General features: G+C 69.6%; 17 protein-coding genes. 16 read left to right on the plus strand and 1 reads right to left on the minus strand.

Annotated features, from left to right (window positions below):
- Positions 1 to 36 precede the first annotated feature (36 nt).
- Positions 37 to 1,083, minus strand: a complete 1,047-nt coding sequence (locus ACFHW1_RS13130) for a ketoacyl-ACP synthase III family protein (RefSeq protein ID WP_416552634.1) — start codon at positions 1,081 to 1,083, stop codon at positions 37 to 39.
- Between the two features lie 245 nt (positions 1,084 to 1,328).
- On the opposite strand from ACFHW1_RS13130, the gene ACFHW1_RS13135 reads away from it, so the two are divergent.
- The 16 genes from ACFHW1_RS13135 to ACFHW1_RS13210 all read left to right on the plus strand — a co-directional run bounded on the left by ACFHW1_RS13135 (position 1,329) and on the right by ACFHW1_RS13210 (position 17,761).
- On the plus strand, positions 1,329 to 1,880 hold the full coding sequence (locus tag ACFHW1_RS13135; protein ID WP_416552636.1) for a dihydrofolate reductase family protein: 552 nt from the start codon (positions 1,329 to 1,331) through the stop codon (positions 1,878 to 1,880).
- A 234-nt stretch (positions 1,881 to 2,114) separates the two neighbouring features.
- Entirely contained in the window at positions 2,115 to 2,369 is a 255-nt protein-coding gene (locus ACFHW1_RS13140) for an acyl carrier protein (RefSeq protein WP_416552638.1), read from the plus strand.
- The gene (locus ACFHW1_RS13145; protein ID WP_416552640.1) at positions 2,366 to 3,751 is read left to right on the plus strand and encodes an aminotransferase class III-fold pyridoxal phosphate-dependent enzyme; all 1,386 of its coding nucleotides are present in this window, start codon (positions 2,366 to 2,368) and stop codon (positions 3,749 to 3,751) included. Before ACFHW1_RS13140 ends, ACFHW1_RS13145 begins: the two co-directional genes overlap by 4 nt.
- Complete coding sequence (locus ACFHW1_RS13150; RefSeq protein ID WP_416552642.1) at positions 3,748 to 4,188, plus strand: acyl-CoA thioesterase; 441 nt, start codon at positions 3,748 to 3,750, stop codon at positions 4,186 to 4,188. Before ACFHW1_RS13145 ends, ACFHW1_RS13150 begins: the two co-directional genes overlap by 4 nt.
- Positions 4,181 to 4,660 carry a 3-hydroxyacyl-ACP dehydratase FabZ family protein gene (locus ACFHW1_RS13155; protein ID WP_416552644.1) on the plus strand — a complete coding sequence of 160 codons (480 nt, stop codon included), beginning with the start codon at positions 4,181 to 4,183 and terminating at the stop codon, positions 4,658 to 4,660. Before ACFHW1_RS13150 ends, ACFHW1_RS13155 begins: the two co-directional genes overlap by 8 nt.
- Positions 4,657 to 5,787, plus strand: coding sequence for a beta-ketoacyl synthase N-terminal-like domain-containing protein (locus tag ACFHW1_RS13160; protein ID WP_416552646.1), 1,131 nt, complete (start codon positions 4,657 to 4,659; stop codon positions 5,785 to 5,787). The genes ACFHW1_RS13155 and ACFHW1_RS13160 overlap by 4 nt, the downstream gene beginning before the upstream one ends.
- Positions 5,774 to 6,289: a beta-ketoacyl synthase N-terminal-like domain-containing protein gene (locus ACFHW1_RS13165; protein ID WP_416552648.1), complete on the plus strand. Its 516-nt coding sequence runs from the start codon at positions 5,774 to 5,776 to the stop codon at positions 6,287 to 6,289. Before ACFHW1_RS13160 ends, ACFHW1_RS13165 begins: the two co-directional genes overlap by 14 nt.
- A gap of 5 nt (positions 6,290 to 6,294) precedes the next feature.
- The gene (locus ACFHW1_RS13170) at positions 6,295 to 7,686 is read left to right on the plus strand and encodes a class I adenylate-forming enzyme family protein (protein WP_416552650.1); all 1,392 of its coding nucleotides are present in this window, start codon (positions 6,295 to 6,297) and stop codon (positions 7,684 to 7,686) included.
- Positions 7,687 to 8,403 carry a thioesterase II family protein gene (locus tag ACFHW1_RS13175; RefSeq protein ID WP_416552652.1) on the plus strand — a complete coding sequence of 239 codons (717 nt, stop codon included), beginning with the start codon at positions 7,687 to 7,689 and terminating at the stop codon, positions 8,401 to 8,403.
- 76 nt (positions 8,404 to 8,479) lie between these two features.
- Entirely contained in the window at positions 8,480 to 10,063 is a 1,584-nt protein-coding gene (locus ACFHW1_RS13180; protein WP_416552654.1) for an MFS transporter, read from the plus strand.
- 321 nt (positions 10,064 to 10,384) lie between these two features.
- Positions 10,385 to 11,698, plus strand: coding sequence for an extracellular solute-binding protein (locus ACFHW1_RS13185; protein WP_416615490.1), 1,314 nt, complete (start codon positions 10,385 to 10,387; stop codon positions 11,696 to 11,698).
- 179 nt (positions 11,699 to 11,877) lie between these two features.
- Positions 11,878 to 12,093, plus strand: a complete 216-nt coding sequence (locus tag ACFHW1_RS13190; RefSeq protein ID WP_416615491.1) for an MbtH family protein — start codon at positions 11,878 to 11,880, stop codon at positions 12,091 to 12,093.
- Between the two features lie 27 nt (positions 12,094 to 12,120).
- Positions 12,121 to 13,203, plus strand: coding sequence for a 4-hydroxyphenylpyruvate dioxygenase (hppD, locus tag ACFHW1_RS13195; protein WP_416552658.1), 1,083 nt, complete (start codon positions 12,121 to 12,123; stop codon positions 13,201 to 13,203).
- 32 nt (positions 13,204 to 13,235) lie between these two features.
- Positions 13,236 to 14,477: a cytochrome P450 gene (locus ACFHW1_RS13200; RefSeq protein WP_416552660.1), complete on the plus strand. Its 1,242-nt coding sequence runs from the start codon at positions 13,236 to 13,238 to the stop codon at positions 14,475 to 14,477.
- A 74-nt stretch (positions 14,478 to 14,551) separates the two neighbouring features.
- Positions 14,552 to 16,321: an amino acid adenylation domain-containing protein gene (locus ACFHW1_RS13205; RefSeq protein WP_416552662.1), complete on the plus strand. Its 1,770-nt coding sequence runs from the start codon at positions 14,552 to 14,554 to the stop codon at positions 16,319 to 16,321.
- 57 nt (positions 16,322 to 16,378) lie between these two features.
- Positions 16,379 to 17,761 (plus strand): condensation domain-containing protein, encoded by a 1,383-nt coding sequence (locus ACFHW1_RS13210; RefSeq protein WP_416615492.1) that lies wholly within the window; start codon positions 16,379 to 16,381, stop codon positions 17,759 to 17,761.
- The last annotated feature ends 29 nt before the right edge of the window (positions 17,762 to 17,790 follow it).

The raw sequence follows: 17,790 nt of genomic DNA on the forward strand, positions 1-17,790 counted from the left end.
GTCGGTCTCCCTTCTCGGCGCGGTTCCCGCGCCCGGTCAGCCGGCGCTTGCCGGCCACTGCGGCTGGGTGAGGATCTCCACCACGGCCGAGGCGAAGGTGAAGCCGGTGCCCGCGCCGTGCAGCAGGATCCGCTGCCCGGGGCGGGCGGCGCCGGACTCGATCAGGTGGGCCAGCCCGGCGAACTGGTCGCCGGCACCGAGGTGACCGGTGCGCCGCCCCCATTCCCAGGTGCTGCGGGCCTGGTCGACCCCGATCGACGCGCGGGCGTCCCAGTCGGTGAGCGACAGTCCCATGTTGGGAAAGACCCACCAGTCGATGTCGTCGGCCCCGAGCCCGGCTTGCGTCAACGCGCCGACGACCGACTCGCGTTCGGCGGTGAAGATCGATCGCACGAGTTCGACGAAGATCTCCGGGCCGTGCTGTTCGACGTATCCCGCGACGCGGGCGTCAGTGTCGATCGGCCAGCCGTTGCCCCCGTTGACGTTCGTCCACGGCTCGGCACCACGCTGCAGTCCCTCATGGGTGGTGTCGGCGACCGACACCGTGCTGAGCAGACGTGCCACACCACCGCCCCGGGCCAGCACGAGGGCGGTGCCGCCGTCGCCGTTGAGCGTGCCGCTGGTGCCGTACCGGTCGTAGCCGGGGGGCGCGAATACGTCGCTGGTCGTCAGCAGCGCGGCTGCCGCCGGTGGGCCGGCGGACAGGTGGCCGGCGGCCAGCTCCAGCGCTGTGAGGCCCCCGTTGGACGCCTGCCGAATCTCCACCGCGTTGGCGCGCCCGCCGGTGGTCCGGCGTTGGACGTAGGCCGCCGGAGCGAAGTCGTCGAGGCCTTGAAACGCGACACTGGAATGGGTGACGATGGTGAATCGATCGGCCGGCAGGCCCGCCCTGTCCATTGCCAGCCGTCCTGCCTTGACCGCCAGATCGACCGGAGGAACGGTTTCCGAGACGCTGACGGAGAGGAATCCGCTCGCCTTCATCTCGTCTGCGTCGTAGCGGCCGTCAGCGACCGCCGCAGCGGTGCTCTCCCTACGTCCCAGAGACGCCGCAACCGCGTTGATGAATACATCGTCCCATCGCACCGACGGTCTCCCTTCGTGGTTGCAGATCTGGCTTTCGAGGGTGCGGGCCCGATCCCCGACACCGATCGATTGTGGCGCGATGCATGTTTCTGTCGCGACTCCGAGAATGCGCTTGTCCGGTGCCTCCGGGTCATCGTGGGTCGCGGTGGAACGCCGGCGCGGCGAACACATTGGCGTGGTACGTTAGGTCGTATACACGAAGTTAAGTCATGGTTGACCGGTTGAAGCAACTATCTGGAGGTATCATGGGAAAAGTCATCCTCGACATGACGGTGTCGATCAATGGGTGTGTCGCCGGAGCCAACGATGAGCCCGGCGGCCTGCACGACTGGTTCTTCATCCCGTCCGAGGTGAACCAGGCGGTGATCGAGGAGCAGATCAAGAGCACCGGCGCACTCGTGATGGGGCGGCGCACCTACGACATGGGCGCGAGTCAGGACGGGTTCGCCGAGAACCCGTTCCAGGTCGATCACTTCATCGTCTCCCACAGCGAGCCGGACAGCCGGCCCAAGGGCGACACCAGCTTCACCTTTGTCTCGACCGGGGTGCCGGACGCGGTCCGGCTGGCCCGCGCCGCCGCAGGCGAGCGCAACGTCGTGGTCGGCGGTGGTGCCAGCATCGCCCAGCAGTGCCTTGCCGCAGACCTGGTCGACGAGATCCGGCTCGCGGTGCGTCCGGTGGTGCTCACCGGCGGCATCCCGCTCTTCGGCGGCGACGCCGGGATGATCGAGCTAGAGCGGCTCGCTGTCGTCGACACACCGGAGGTGACCCACTTCCGGTTCGCGGTCGTGCGGTAGCGGCAGCGCCGGTCCGGCCCGATTGCCGACGACCACCGGCCAGGCGACGGCCGTGCCACCCAAGGACGCTCGCGTCCTGGATGGCACGGCCGTCGCCTTTCTGGTTTCCCCTGCCCATCCTGATTGGCCGGATGGCGGCGGCGCACGACGGGAGATGCCAGTCGGCAGAAGGGCGCGCACGATGGTGATGGCAATATGCGGCACGGGAGAGCTTGTCGGAGATGGAGAGGTTCTATGGAAATCGAAGACGGCATCCGGCGGATCCTGAATTCCGAGATCATGGTCGAGTCGTCGCCGGACCAGATTGGCGTGGGGGACAGCCTGCGGGCCGTTCACGGTTTGGATTCTCTGGCGTTCGTGGAACTTCGTGTCCAGTGCGAGGACATGTTCGGCGTAAAGATATCCGATGAGGATTTCTCGCCGGAGAACTTCCACAGCGTGCAGTCGGTGGCGGCACTCGTCCGGCGGCTTGCGCAGGGGCAGTCGTGACCGGTGACCGGATCACCGCCGCGGAGCTGGAGCTCCTGCGCCGGGGACAGGACCTCCATCTCGACCACTACCAGGGCGGTCGGCTGCCGTACGCGGTGCTCAGCGGTGCCGGCAACCGGGCCCGGCTCGCGCTGCTCGACGGACCGGACGCCGGACGGGCCCACCCGGTGCTGGATGCCAGCGGCTCCTACGCCAGCGCCTGCCTGGGCGCCGGACACGAGGCCATCCGGGCGGCGCTCGACCACGGCGTCCGGCAGGCCGGTCAGGCGACGGACGAGATCGGCTCGCTCGAGCGGGCCCGCCTGCTGCAGGAGACGCTCGGCCCCGACGGGCTGTGGACCGACCACTTCCCCTACGGCGAGTACCACGTCAGCGCCCGCAACTCCGGCTCGGAAGGGATGGAACTGGCGCTGCGCCTGATGCTCGAGTCCCGGTTCGACCGCCACACGTTGCGGCCGGCGCAGGGCCGGGCGCAGCGGGACCTGATCGTGGGGTTCCAAGGCGCCTGGCACGGCTGGACCAGCGGTCTGGTGCCGATGCTGAACCGCCGCCACTACCGCACCGGGCTGCCCCAGCTGGACACCACCGGTCCGTACGGAGTCAGCGTCGTCCACCTGCCGTTCGGGGAGCCGGAGGCGCTCGCCGAGTTCTTCGACGCCAACGGCCACCGGATTCTGGGCGTCGTCGTGGAGCCGGTCCAGGGCGACGCGGGCATCCTCGTGCCGCCGCCGGGCTACCTGCGTGACCTGAGCGAACGCTGCCAGCGAAACGGTGCGCTGCTGATCGCCGATGAAGTGCTCACCTTCGCCAAGACCGGCAGGTTCTTCGCCATGGCCGACGAACTCGGGCCGGTGCCGACCGATGTCACGGTCATCGGCAAGAGCATCGGCATGGGGGCGTTCTCCCTGTCCATGGTCATCGCTCGGCGCTCGCTGACCGTCCGGTCCTCCGGAGCGGTGGCGACCTCCGATCTGCGTCCACTGGCCTGCGCGGTGGTACGCGGCGGTCTCGAGGTGATGGCGGCCGAGAAGCTGGTGACGCACGCCGAGTCCCTGGGCCAGCAGCTCACCGCGCTGTTGCGCCGTGAGCTGCTGGATCAGTTCCCGGCGTTGTACCAGGACGTGCGGGGGACCGGCGTCATGCACGGCGTCGAACTGACCGAGCGGGCCGCGGCCCGGCTGCGTGAGCTGCGCGCACACGTCATCCAGGCAGGTGTGTACGTGGAGTTCATGGCCGGCGCCGGCCGGCGGACCAACGGTCTGCGCTACGTGTTCCCCACGATGCGCATAGCGCCGCCACTGATCACCACCGCGCTCGACGTGGACGAGATGATCGGCCGCATCGCCGACGGGTCCCGTGCCTTCCTGAAGAGCCAGCCGTGAACGGGTTGCACGACGTCCGGCGCCGGGTCGAGCACGTCGACACCGACGCGGGCGGGGTCGTCCACTTCAGCCGCTACGCCTCGCTGCTGGAAACCGCGTTGCTCGACAACCTGGAGCGACTCGGTGTGGGCGTGGGCGCGCTGGTCGATGCGGGGCTGGATCTGACGGTGACCGAGCTGCAGGTGCGCTACCGGGCGCCGGCGAAGTTCCCCGATCCGTTGCGGATCGCCGTCCGGGTGCAGCGCCTCGGGGGCGCCTACTGCCAGATCGCCGGTGCCGTGCACCGGGAGTCGGGCGGCGTCCGCGGCGGGGACCTGCTCGCCGACGGCAGCCTGCGGATCTGTGTCACCCGTCGGAGCGACGGCGCTGCTACCGCTCTACCCGACCCGTTGCGCGCGGCGCTGCGGGACTGCCTGAACGGAGATCCAGATGGCTGATGAGCAGACCGACACCTCGTTGGGCTTCACCGAACTCAAGCAGTGGCTGCGGCACCGGCATCCGATGATCTACATCGACCGGGTGCTCGACTATCGGGCGGGTTCGCATCTGCGCAGCCTGATGTCGGTCTCCGGCACGATGGACAGCATCGCCGGGCACTTCCCGGAGCGGGCGGTGTTCCCCGGCAGCCACCTCATGCAGGCCTTCGCCCAGTCCGGCATCATCCTCTACCAGCTGAGTACCAGCCCGCTCGCCGACGACGAACTGACGCTGATCGGCAGCTCCCAGAGCCGGTTCATGCGGGTCGTCGTACCCGGCGACCAGGTGGTGTTCGACGTGCGGTGCGACCGGCTCTACGGCACCTCGTTCCACTTCTCCTGCCGGGCGTCGGTCGACCAACGACCGGTAGCCGCGTTCCGCGGCTCGCTGGTGCGCACGAAGGTCGCCGAACTGGGGCGTCAACTGTGGTGAACCGCACCGTCGTGGTCACCGGCATGGCGTGGTCGACAGCGTTGGGTAGCGAACTCGACGCCGTCTGGCGGCGTCTGCTCGCCGGCGACAGCGGACTGCGGCCGGTGTCGTCGCCGTACCCGTTGCGCAACCTGCGGGCCGCGGCGCTGCCTGGACCACCGGACAGTTCGCCGCCGGACCGACGCCAGGTACGACTCGCCGTGCGCACCGTCACCCGGGCGTTGACCGACGCCCGGCTCGACGCCGGTGAGCAGTTGCTGGTCGCCGGCACCAGCTACGGCGCCCACCTCGACGACGACGTGCCGGGCCTGCACCAGTGGGCCGCCGAGACGGCGGCGCAGGTCGGGCTACGCCGGTCACCGGTCTCGCTGTCCACCGCGTGCTCGTCGGGCGCGGACGTGATCGCCGCCGGTGCCGCTCTCGTCCAGGCCGGCGAGGCCGACACCTGCGTGTGTGCCGGCGTCGACATCCTGACCGAGGCCAAGCGGTTGGGTCACTCCGCGCTGGGCACCATGTCGCCCAGTACGCTGCGTTCCTTCGACCCCTCCTGCGACGGGACCCTGCTCGGCGAGGGCGCGGCGGCGGTCGTGCTGGAAACGGCGGCCGCTGCCCGGCGCCGTGGCGCCGAGGTCCACGCGACGTTCCGTGGCGCCGGTGCGGCCAACGACGCGGCCGGGCTGACCGCCCCCGACGTCTCCGGCGACGGTGTCGTCCTGGCACTTTCCCGGTCGCTGGCGGCCGCCGGGGCGGACCCTGACGACGTTTCGGTGATCAACGCGCATGGTTCCGGCACCCCGGTCAACGACACGGTCGAGGCGGCCAGCCTGGACCGCGTCTTCGCCACGGGCGATCGGCGGCCGGTCGTCTTCGCGACCAAGGGCGCTTTCGGACACACGCTTGGGGCGACCGGCGCGATCGAGGCGGTTGCGTTGATCAAGGCGTTGCAGAGCGGGCAGGTGCCGCCGGTCGTCGGGCTCGGTCAGGGCGTACCGCCGCTGTCGGACCTGCCGGTGCCGGCCGGCGTGCCGCGCGGGATATCCAGCGGGCTCGGCGTCAGCCTGACTCTCGGGTTCGGCGGCTTCAACACCAGTCTCGTGTTCGAAGGGACCACCGGTGCTGCGCACTGAGACCATCCCGCTCGAGGTCGTCGGCCACGGCGTGCACCGGGCGGTACCGCTGCCGACCAGGTCACGGCGGACCGCGTCCGGGTACGCCGACCCGGTGGCGTGGCTGGTCGCCGACACGGTCGCCGAGGCACTGCGCGACGCCGGCCGGGTGGTCGTCGGCAGCGGCCGGGACACCGGCGTGCTGGCGGTCAGTGAGTACGCCACCCGACCGACGATGGGGCTGGTCGCCGCCGGGGCGGGACGGGGACGGGTGTCGCCGATGCGGTTCGCGGCCGCCAACCCGGGCTCGATCGCCGGTCTGGCCTGCATCGAGCACCGGCTGCGTGGTCCGAGCCTGATGCTGTCCATGCCACCTGGCGCGGCCCGGCCGGTGGCGACCGCCTTGCTCTGCGGCTGGCTGTCCAGCGGTGCGTGCCAATATGCGGTCCTGAGCGAACACGAACGCCATCCAGCCGGGACACACAGCGTCCACAGCTGGGTCTTCCAGGATCGGTCCAGGTGAGGACGATGCCTGTCTCGTCAGCGTTTCCAGTGACCATCGACGACGTCCGGGCGCATCTGGCGCACGCGGTCGACCTGACGCCGGAGTACAGTGCCGAGCGGCTCGACGAGCTGATCGTGGACGGGCTCGAGCCGGCCGGCGTCGAACCCGGCGAGATCGTGCTGATCGAGAGCACGAACGGGACGGCCCTGCTGCGGTGCTTCTACGGAGTGCTGTTCGCCGGGGCCGTGCCCGCGCTGCTCGCCCCGGGCACGCCCGCTGCCCGGATCCGCGAGATCGCCGAGCGGTTCGGCGCCCGCACCCTGCTTACCCTCGCCCGGATTCCGCAACTCGAGTACACCGACGTGACCCGGCTCGGACCACTGTGTCTGCTGCGGCTGTCCGGGATCGAGCCGCACCGGCACACCCCCGGCGACGTGGTGATCCTGACCTCCGGCACCTCGGGCGCGGCCAGCGGGTGCCTGCACCGGTGGTCGTCGTTGCTGCGCAACGGAGCCCGGCACGCCGCCTCGGTCGGGCTGCGCGACAGCGACAGCGTGCTGGTCAACCTGCCGCTGAATTTCTCGTACGCGCTGGTGGCGCAGGCCATGGCGAGCCTGCAGACCGGAGCGCGGCTGGTGATCACCGGTCCGCCGTTCTCCCCGCGCGGATACACCGAGGCGCTGGCGCGACACCAGATCACCAGCTCGTCGCTGACGCCGTTCATGGTGCGCCACCTGTTGCGGGGAGACTGGCGACCGCCGCCGACGCTGCGCATGCTCAGCGTCGGCGGCGAGTCCATCGAGCCGGCGGCGGCCGAGACCCTGCTCGGCCGGCGGGCAGGGCTCGAGCTCTACCTGACCTACGGGCTGACCGAGGCCGGGCCGCGGGTGAGCACTCTGGCCGCGCATCTGGAACCGGCGCACCGGCTCGCCTCGGTCGGTCGGGCGTTGTCCGGGGTACAGGTGTCCCTGCGCAACGTCGGCCCCGACGGAGTCGGTGAGCTGCTGGTCACCTCCGACACTGTCCTGCGGCGCGGGATCGGCGTGGCGGAGGGCCGGGCGGGCGCGTGCCTGGTGGGTCCGGACCAGATCGCGACCGGGGATCTGTTCACTCTCGACGACGAGGGCTACCTCTTCTTCCGGGGCCGGCTGAGCGACTTCGTCATCAGCGGTGGGATGAAAGTGTCGCTGGCCTCGGTCCGGCGGATCGCGAACTCCCTGCCCAACGTCGTCACCTCGGTCACCCGCTCGTACGGCACCGAGCAGGGCACCCGCTTCGATCTGGATCTCTACCTGCGGGACACCGGAGCGGACGCCGTGGCGCAGGCGCGGCGCGCGTTGCTCCGTCAGCTGGTCCGGGCCGAGCGGCCGCACCGGATCCGTGCGCTGTCGATCCATCAGATGGGGCACAAGTAGATGAAGTTGCTCTGTCTGGGGCATGCCGGCGGATCCGGCAGCCGGCTGTCCCGCGCCCTGGCACGGAGACTGGACCGGGTCAGTGTCGTCGCGCTCGACCTGCCCGGCCGTGGCCGTCGCTGGCGCGAACCGACCCACGCCCGCTGGCCGGGGCTGCGCCGGGACCTGCTCGAGCAGGCCCGCCACCACCTGGACGGAGAGCCGTACGCGGTTCTCGGACACAGCCTGGGAGCGTTGCTGGCGTACGAGCTGGCGATCGCCCTCGACATGGCCGGCACCGTGCGACGGCCCGAGATCGTGGTGGCCGCCGCACGGCACCCGCCGCACGCGCCGCCGGCCGGACCGCCGCTGGCCGACCTCGACGACGAGCAGTTGCTCGGCGTCATCGGCCAGCTCGGCGGGCTACCCGCGCGGGCCGGTGGCACGCTCCTGCGGCAGCAGTTCCTGCCTGCCCTACGCGCCGATCTGGCGCTGGCCGCGAGCTACCGGGCGCCGTCTGGGCGGCACCCGCTGTCCGTCCCGCTGGCAGTGCTGATCGGCAGGTCCGATCCGCTGACCACGGAGCCGGCGGCGGCCGGCTGGCGGGAGTACACGCGGTCCACGTTCACGCTGCGCCCGATGGACGGCGGCCACTTCTTTCTCACCGACGACCCGGGCGCGACGGCTGCGGTGCTCGGCGAGCTGTTGACCGTGGCGATCATCGAACACGACCACTGAACACGACCACTGAACACGACCACTGAACACGACCACTGACTGCAGACCGTGGCGGCACCGTGACCAGGGGGCGGAGATGGCAGACACCGGCTCGACCGGTACGGCGTCCAGACGTGCGTGGCTCGGGCTGGCGGTGCTCGCGTTGCCGACACTGCTGCTCGCGTTGGATCTGAGCGTGTTGTTCCTCGCTTTGCCGAGGATCAGCGTCGACCTCTCGGCAAGCGCCGAGCAGCAGCTGTGGATCGTCGACATCTACGGTTTCATGATCGCCGGGTTCCTGCTGACCATGGGTGCGATCGGTGACCGGGTGGGACGCCGCCGGCTGCTGCTGGCGGGGGCGGCCGTCTTCGCAGCCGCGTCGGTCGCCGCCGCGTTCGCCCCGAGCGCGGAATGGTTGATCGTCGCCCGGGCACTGCTGGGCGTGGCCGGGGCGACCCTGATGCCGTCGACGCTGGCGTTGCTGAGCACCATGTTCCGCGACCCGAGTCAGCGGGCGTTGGCCGTCGCCGTCTGGATGAGCTGCTTCATCGCGGGTACCGCGTTGGGTCCGCTGGTCGGTGGCGTGCTGCTGGAGTTCTTCTGGTGGGGGTCGGTGTTCCTCATCGGCGTACCGGTGATGGCGATCCTGCTGGTCGCTGGCCCCGTCCTGCTGCCGGAGCAGCGTCACCGGCAGGCCGCGCGGCCGGACCCGCCGAGCGTGCTGCTGGCCCTGGCCGCGGTGCTGCTGGCGGTCTACGGCGGCAAGGAACTCGCGCGGACCGGGTCGTCGCTGGTGGCCTGGCTGGCGGTGGCGGCCGGGGCCGGGATCGCCGTCGGCTTCGTGGCACGACAACGCCGTCGCGACGACGCGCTGCTCGACCTCGGCATCTTCCGGCACCGGGCGGTGCCGCCGGCTCTCGCCGTCCTGGTCGTCGGCGGAGTCGTGCTCGGCGGTACGACGTTGGCGGTGACGCAGTTCCTGCAACTGGTCCAAGGGCTGTCGCCGCTGTGGGCCGGCGTGTGGTTGATCCCGTCGACGGCGGCCATGATCGTCGGATCGCTGACGGCGCCGGTACTCGCGCGTCGGATCCGACCGGGATTCGTGATCGCGGGCGGGTTGGTGATCGCTGCGGCCGGCTACGCCCTGCTCACCCGACTCGACGGCACGGGCGCGCTGCCGGTTCTGGTGATCGGCTGGTCACTGGCCATGTTCGGCAACGGCCTGCCGGCCGGTCTCGGAGTGGACCTCGTGGTCGGGTCGGTGCCACCGCGACAGGCGGGGATCGCCTCCGGGACCTCCGAGACGGCGACGGAACTGGGTCTGGCGACCGGAATCGGCCTGCTGGGCAGCGTCGTCACGGCCACGTACCGCGCCGAGCTGGCCCGTGACATGCCGGCAGCGGTGCCGTCCGACCTGCATGTGACGGTGCTGGACAGCGTGAACACCGCCCTGGTGACGTCCGGTTCCTTCCCGGATCTGCTCGCCCCGGCCCGCGACGCCTACGCCAGTGGCTTCGTCACCGTGTCCCTGCTCAGCGCGATTCTGTCGATCGGGCTGGCGGTTCTCGCTGCGGTCGCGCTACGCCACGTCCCACCGTACGGGGACACTCCGGCTGCTGCGACTCAGGATCCGGCAGAGTCCGCCGACGTCGGCCCGGCGGGATCCGCATCCGCTGGTTAGAGATGGTGAGCGCAATCCCAGAGATGATCTGATCCGGGGGGACCTGGATCATGGACTTACGCCGTCCTGGGAACAGCCCCCTGGCGTGCTTGTCGTCCGCCAACCTGAAATGAGGTGAAGTGGGTCTGTCATGAACGTCGAGAACGCGGGAAACTGGGTCACCTGGTGCAGCAAGACGACGATTGATCTGGAGGATTCATGCGCCGTTTCCGTGCGCTGACAGCATCGCTGATGACCCTTGCGGTCGCACTTTCACTCATTACTGCAGAGAGTCTCACCAGTGCGTCGGCAAGTGCACACGGAAGAACTACGGTCATCAAGGTGTGGCTGGCCGACTACCCATTTCCTGGATACCTCGATCAGCGGCTTCAGCTGGCGGAAGAGTTCAACCAAAAATACCCCAGGTACCAGGTGGAGATCGAGGCCGTCTACCATACGGAACTTCCTGCCGAGGTCTACCGTGCGGTCCAGGAGGGAAACCCGCCGGACGTAGCGAACTACTACTACAACGCCACTCAAATTGCTCGCGATATGCGGGCGAAGAACGGCAGGCCGCTGTTCGTCTCGGTCGAGCAGGCCATCGGTAACCGGAAAAAGATCCTGGACGAAAAGGTCGTACTCCGGGATCTCGTACCGCATTTCGCCTCGTACTACGAGTACCGCGGCGACATGATGTCGATGCCGGTCACCGCGATGACCAGCCTGGTCTACGCCAACACCACGATCCTGGACGCGGCCGGCCTGTCGCAGGTGCCGCGTACCTGGCAGGAGCTGGAGCGGGCGTGCGCCGCGATCACGGCCCTGCCGGACGGGCCGCAGCACTGTGTGACCTGGCCGAACCACAACTGGTTCTTCCAGCAGGCGGTGGCCCAGCAGGGCGGGCACCTGACCAACAACGGCAACGGCAGGTACGCGCGGGCCACCCGGACCAACCTGCTCTCCCGCGAGATGTTGGAGTACGTGACCTGGTGGCAGCGCATGCACGAGGCCGGCTACTACCAGTACTCCGGCGTGCCGGAGGACTGGGGGAGCTCCTTCGAGGCGTTCGTCGGGCAGCAGGTAGCGTTCACGTTCGACTCGGCGAACCAGGGCGACACCTTCGTCGAGTTCGGCCGGCAGTCGGGGTTCGAGGTGGCCGCCGGGGAACTGCCGTACAACGGCCAGGCCCGCCGTCACGGCAACGTGAACTCGGGTGACTCGCTCTTCCTGCGCGCCGGCCTCGACCGCCGGACCCAGGACGGCGCACTGGCCTTCATGCAGTTCGTCAACAGCCCGGAGAACTCGGCCGGGTGGCACCAGAGCAGCAGTTACCTTCCGATGAACCGGAAATCGGTCGACCTGCTGGAACGTGCAGGTTGGTTCGCCGACCATCCTGCGCCGGGTGTGGCGCTGGACCAGATCGCGGCCAGTAGGAATTCGTCGGCCGGGCTCGGCATGGTCACCGGTGCCTTCGACGCGATTCAGAACGAGATGGTCGTCGCCATGGACGATGTGCTGGTGCGGGGTGCGAATCCGTGGTGGCGGTTCAAGCAGGCCGACGCCAACGCCCAGCGCCTGCTGAACACCTACAACCGGGAATGTATCGGACCTGGCCTGCGGGACGCGGAGTGCTTCCGGGTCGGCATGTGGGGTTGATGAGGCGTCGCGTGCACGGATAGCCGGAGCGAAGCTTCCGGCGGGCTCGTTGTCCGTGGCGATCCTGGCCACGGACAACGAGCCGCAACCACAAAGATGCCGGCGATTGCGATCGATGCGACGGTTGACAGGGCGCAACAACAGGAATTGGTCAGCCATCGATTGTCTAGGAGGAGCCCATGTCCAACCCATTCGATGATGACGGGGCAGATTTCGCGGTGTTGTCGAACGCGGCGGGACAGCAGAGCCTGTGGCCGGCGAACCTAGCTGTTCCGGGCGGCTGGGAGGTCGTGCACGGGCCGACGTCCCGGGCCGAATGCCTGGCGTACGTCGACGCCACCTGGACCGATCAGCGCCCTCGTGAACTGGCCGATTACCTGAACTCGGGCAACTGACCGGTCGACAGTGAGGAGTAGGGGACAGTGACCGCGCAGGACTGGGTCTTCGAGGACATCCAGGTCGACCACGTCGGGTTCTACGTCGACGACGTGGCTGCCAGCGCCACCTGGCTCGTCGAGGGCTACGGCTTCGAGGTGTACGCCGAGAGCGTCACGGACGCCACGGCCGAGGCCCGCTCCGTCGGGCTCGGCCGGGAGCAGATCCGGTTGGTCCTCACCGAGCCACTGGTGGGCGACCATCCCGCCGCCGCGTATGTGGACCGGCACGGCTGGGGGGTCGCCGACATCGCGCTCGGCGTCCGGGACGTGCCGGCGGCGTTCGAGCGGGCGGTCCGGCGGGGTGCCCGGCCGGTGGCACCACCGGCGCGGGCCAACGGCGTGACCCACGCGACGATCATGGGCTTCGGCGACGTCGCGCACACCTTCGTGCAGCGACCGGCCGGGGTCGACGGGCGGGAACTGCCAGGGCTAACCGCCATCACCGAGGTTCGGCCGTCCTGGGCGAGCGGCCTGCTGGGCGTCGATCACTTCGCGGTCTGCCTCGAGGCCGGCCAGCTGGAGCCGACGGTCGACTTCTACTGCGAGGTCCTCGACTTCAACATGATCTTCACCGAGCGGATCGTGGTCGGTAGCCAGGCGATGAACTCCAAGGTCGTGCAGAGCCGGTCCGGTGCGGTCACCCTGACGCTGATCGAGCCCGACGTCTCGCTCAGCCCCGGACAGATCGACGATTTCCTCAAGAACCACGGTGGCGCCGGAGTCCAGCACATCGCGTTCACCGCGACCGACGTCATCGGGTCGGTGGGCGCGATGCGTGACCACGGTGTCGACTTCCTGCGTACCCCGCCGGCCTACTACCGCCTGCTCGGCGAGCGGATCAACCCGATCGGGCACCCGGTCGAGCAGTTGCGTGACCTCAGCGTGCTGGTCGACGAGGACCATCACGGCCAGCTGTTCCAGATCTTCTCCCGATCGGTGCATCCACGGCGGACGTTCTTCTTCGAGGTCATCGAACGGATGGGGGCGCGGACCTTCGGCAGCAGCAACATCAAGGCCCTTTACGAGGCCGTCGAACTTCAGCGGCAACAGGACCAGGCCGGTGGCTGAGCCGGGTCGGGCAGAGTAGGGAAGCAGCGAACATGTCACAGGTCTCCGCCGCTGGCGAGCTCGGCCGGGTCGATGTCAACCTGGCCGATCCAGCGACCTTCGCCGATCCGGGCATCGAGGACGTCTGGCGGCGGCTGCGCCGGGAACAACCGGTCTTCCGGCATCCGGCCACCCGGCACGGGCCGGCGTTCTGGGTGCTGACCAGGTACACCGACGTGCTGTCGGTGTACCGCGACGCCGAGACGTTCAGCTCGGCCCGGGGCAACATGCTGACCTCGCTGCTCGACGGTGGCGACAACGCCGGTGGCAAGCTGCTGGCGGTCACCGACCCGCCCCGGCACACGGCGGTACGGATGCTGCTGCTCCGCTCGTTCTCGCCGCGGGTGCTGAAACCGGTGCTGCAGGCGGTACGGCAGCGGGCCGGCCGGCTGGTCGGCGCGGCGGTTGATGCTGGTCGTTGCGACTTCGCCCCGGCGGTCGCCGACCAGTTGCCGATCGGGACGATCTGCGACCTGCTCGGGGTGCCCCCGACCGACCACGCGGAACTGTTGCGGCTGAGCAAGCAGGCGCTCAGTTCGGACGAGCCGGACGCATCCGCGCACGAGACCTGGCTGGCCCGCAACGAGATCCTGCTCTACTTCCGGGGGCTGATCGAGAAGCGTCGGGTCGATCCGCGCGAGGACGTGGTCAGCGCGTTGGCCCTCGGCGAGGTCGACGGCGCCCCGCTGAGCCTGGAGGAAGCGGTGCTGAACTGCTACGGCCTCATCCTCGCCGGTGACGAGACCAGTCGCCTGGCCATGATCGGAGCGGTGTGGAACTTCATCCAGTTCCCGGACCAGTGGCGGGCGCTGCGCGACGGCGAGGTGGCGCTGGAGACGGCGGTCGAGGAGATCCTGCGGTGGAACACGCCGGCGATGCACCTGGGGCGGACCGCCCGCCGGGACGTCACGATCAGCGGTGAGCTCATCCGGGCGGGCGAGCTGGTGACGGTGTGGAACGCGTCCGCCAACCGGGACGAGGAGGTCTTCGCCGATCCGGACACCTTCCAGCTGGCCCGTACACCGAACAAGCATCTGACCTTCGGCCATGGGCCGCACTTCTGCCTCGGTGCCTTCCTGGGGCGCGCCGAGGTGACCGCTGTCGTCGACGCACTGCGCCGGCAGGTCGTGGAGATCGCAGCCGTGGGCGAGCCCCGACCGGTCTACTCGACCTTCCTGCGCGGCTTCAGCAGCCTGCCGGTCGCTTTCACCCCGAGCGGCTCCGGCACCGGCTGACCCCGTTGCCGGCCGTGCCCGCCACCCGCCAGACGACCTGGCACAAACCCCGCCCGTACCGGTCAGGAGTGATCATGGCTTTCTCCTCCATCCACGCGGCCTTCGCACACCGGGCCGCCATCGATCCGGACGCCCCGGCGATCTCCGCCGGGACGGTTCGGCTGACCTACCGGCAGCTCGACGAACGCGCCAACCGGTTGGCGCACCGCCTGCTGGCACTCGGTGTGGGACCGGAGACCCCGGTCGGCATCCTGATGGAGCGGTCGATCGAGGTGGCCGTGTCGATGCTCGCCGTCCTCAAGACCGGCGGTTGCTACCTGCCTCTGCACAGCGCCTATCCGATGGACCGGTTGCAGTGGATCACCGATCGGCTCGGCGGCCCGGTGCTGTTGGTCGACGAGACGATGCGCCGGCGCGGGCTGCCGCGCAGCGGCCCGGTCGTGCAGGTCGAGACCGACGCGCAGCTGTCGATGATGCCGGTCACCGACCCGGCCGTCGAGGTGCATCCGCAGCAGGCGGCCTACCTCATGTACACCTCGGGATCCACCGGGTTCCCCAAGGGAGTGGTCCTCACCCATGGCGGCGTCATGGGCCTGATCGGTGACCAGGCGTGGCAGGGCGACCAGCACCGGAAGGTCCTGATGCTCGCCCCGTACGCGTTCGGCGTGTCCACCTTCGAACTGTGGGTTCCGCTGCTGCACGGCGGAGAGGTGGTCGTCGCCCCGGGCGGCGATCTGGAGATCAGCACCCTGCGCCGGCTCATCGCCGAGGAACGGATCACCGGCCTGCACCTGACCGCAGGGCTGTTCCGGGTGGTCGCGGACGAGGCGCCGGACAGCCTCAAGGGCGTCCGGGAGGTGATGACCGGCGGCGACGTCATCGCGCCGACGGCGGTGCGTCGGGTGCTCGACGAGTGCCCGGGCATCACGGTCCGGGCCATGTACGGCTCGACCGAGTCGACGCTGTTCACGACGCACCATCCGATGGCCGAACTCGACCAGACGGCACCTGCGGTACCGGTGGGCCGGCCGATGGACGGGATCCGGGTGTACGTGCTGGACGAGCGGCTTCAGCCGGTCGCGCCGGGGACACCGGGCGAGCTGTACGTGGCCGGTAGCCGGCTCGCCCGCGAGTACGTGGGACGGCCCGACCTGACCGCCGAACGGTTCGTCGCCGACCCGTTCGTCCCGAACGGCGAGCGGATGTACCGCACCGGTGACGTCGTGCGACTGACCCCGGACGGCCTGATCGACTTCCTGGGGCGGGCCGACGACCAGGTGAAGATCCGGGGCTTCCGGGTGGAGCTGGCCGAGGTGGAGGCGAAGCTGTCCGGGTTCGCCGGGGTGTCCGATGTCGCCGTCGTCGCCCGCGAGCTCGATGCGGGCAGCAAGTCGCTGGTCGCCTACGTCGTCGCCGGCCCGGACGGGGTCGATCTGGGCGCGCTGCGGTCCGCCGCCATCACCACCTTGCCGGACTTCATGGTGCCTGCCGCATTCGTTCCGCTCGTCGCGCTGCCGCTGACGGCCAACGGCAAGCTCGACCGGCGCGCGCTGCCGGCACCGGACTTCGACAGCGTCGTGCCGTACCGGGCACCGCGCACGGTCACCGAGGAACTGCTCTGCGAGCTGTTCGCGGAGGTGCTGGGCATCACCCGGGTCGGCGTCGACGACGACTTCTTCGCGCTCAACGGCCAGTCGTTGCTGGCGATGCGGCTGATCAGCCGGGTGCACGCCGTGCTGGGGGTGGACCTGCCGTTGCGGCTGTTCTTCGACGCGCCGACACCGGCGGGACTCGCCGCTCGGCTCGACCGGGCCGCCGACTCCGCGCCCACCACGTCTGGCTGAGGCGCCCTCGGGCGCCTCGGCTCAGCCAACCCGTGATGACCGAAAGGTGTGCAGCTCATGAGCATCTCTGAACTCGGGGCGGTGCCCGATGGCCGTGTCCGGCAGGCGCCGCTGTCGCTGAACCAGGAATTCCTGTGCATGTACGACCGCGGCGACCAGGAAGGTCCGTTCGGCCCGGCGTACCACATCGTGCACGGCTGGCGGGTCCGTGGCCGGATCGACGTCGACCTGCTGCGGGCGGCGTTGACCGACGTCGTGGCCCGGCACGAGGCGCTGCGGAGCCTGGTGGTCCGGGGCGAGCACGGCCATCAGGAGATCCACCCGCCGGCGCCGCCGGAGCTGGAGGTGCGCGACCTCGGCGCCGGGGCGCCGCAGGAGCGCGATCAGCGCGCGGAGGAGTTGCTGATCCAGATCGAACAGGACGACTTTCCGGTCCGTGTTCCGCTGCTGCGGGCGGTGCTCGGGCGGTTCGACGCCGATGACGCCGTCCTCGTCCTCGTCTCGCACCACTCCGCCACGGACGGTTGGTCGATGCGCCTGATCATCCGCGAGGTGGCCGCGCGGTACGCGGTGCGCGGCGGGCATCCGGTGGACGACCTCGACCCACCCCGGCAGTACGCGGAGTTCGCCCGCTGGCAACGGGACCTGGTGGCCGACGCCGGGGCGACGCGGACACAGCGGGCGTACTGGCGCGGTCAACTGGCTGGCGCCGAGGTCTTCACGATCGGTACGGACCGGCCCCGGTCCGCTGGCGTGGCCCAGTCCACCGGCGTGCACCGGTTCCTCATCGAGGCCGACGTCGTCGACGCCGCCCTGCGGGTCGGCAAGCGGACCCGTAGCTCGCCGTTCATGGTGTTCTACGCGGCCTTCGCGGTGCTCGCCCACCGGATGAGCGGCGACCCGGACGTGGTGGTGCCCACGTTCACTCCCGGTCGCGGCGGCGACCTGTTCGCAAACGCCGTCGGCTCGTTCTTCAACTTTCTTCCGCTGCGCACCGATCTGACCGTGTGCCGGACGTTCCGCGACGTCGTCGGACAGGTGCGGGACAACTGCGTGGACGCCTACTCGAACGACTTTCCGCAGATTCTCGCCGAGGCACCGGCTCTGATGATGCCGGCGATCTCGGACGACCGGGCGCCGTGCGTCTTCCAACTGTTTCCGTTTCCGTTCCTGATGGACGGGGAGAAGGTCGGTGACCTGGAGTATTCCGAGATCCGCCGTCGTCTGGTATCCCAGCCGTTCGGGTCCGACGTGCCAGATGGAGCACTATGGACGTTGAACCTGGATTCGGCAGGTGATGTGATCGGCAGTGTGTCCTACAAGAACAATCTCTTCGACGCGGACACCATCGCCACGATGGTGCGGGAGTACCGCGAGGTCCTCGCCGAGGCGGTGGCAGTGCCGGACGCGCCGTTGCCGGTGCGCGACGCCCGTGGATGAGTCCTGGCTGAGGACGTCGCGACCACAGT

The organism is Micromonospora sp. LOL_014 (assembly GCF_048060245.1).
In the GTDB taxonomy this organism is placed as follows: domain Bacteria; phylum Actinomycetota; class Actinomycetes; order Mycobacteriales; family Micromonosporaceae; genus Micromonospora_E.

Excerpts from the sequence above, each read along its gene's own strand:
- ACFHW1_RS13140 (WP_416552638.1), top strand. The coding sequence starts at position 2,115 with ATGGAAATCGAAGACGGCATCCGGCGGATCCTGAATTCCGAGATCATG.
- ACFHW1_RS13175 (WP_416552652.1), top strand. The coding sequence starts at position 7,687 with ATGAAGTTGCTCTGTCTGGGGCATGCCGGCGGATCCGGCAGCCGGCTG.
- ACFHW1_RS13180 (WP_416552654.1), top strand. The coding sequence starts at position 8,480 with ATGGCAGACACCGGCTCGACCGGTACGGCGTCCAGACGTGCGTGGCTC.
- ACFHW1_RS13205 (WP_416552662.1), top strand. The coding sequence starts at position 14,552 with ATGGCTTTCTCCTCCATCCACGCGGCCTTCGCACACCGGGCCGCCATC.
- ACFHW1_RS13210 (WP_416615492.1), top strand. The coding sequence starts at position 16,379 with ATGAGCATCTCTGAACTCGGGGCGGTGCCCGATGGCCGTGTCCGGCAG.
- ACFHW1_RS13135 (WP_416552636.1), top strand. The coding sequence starts at position 1,329 with ATGGGAAAAGTCATCCTCGACATGACGGTGTCGATCAATGGGTGTGTC.
- ACFHW1_RS13200 (WP_416552660.1), top strand. The coding sequence starts at position 13,236 with ATGTCACAGGTCTCCGCCGCTGGCGAGCTCGGCCGGGTCGATGTCAAC.
- ACFHW1_RS13190 (WP_416615491.1), top strand. The coding sequence starts at position 11,878 with ATGTCCAACCCATTCGATGATGACGGGGCAGATTTCGCGGTGTTGTCG.
- ACFHW1_RS13170 (WP_416552650.1), top strand. The coding sequence starts at position 6,295 with ATGCCTGTCTCGTCAGCGTTTCCAGTGACCATCGACGACGTCCGGGCG.
- ACFHW1_RS13155 (WP_416552644.1), top strand. The coding sequence starts at position 4,181 with ATGGCTGATGAGCAGACCGACACCTCGTTGGGCTTCACCGAACTCAAG.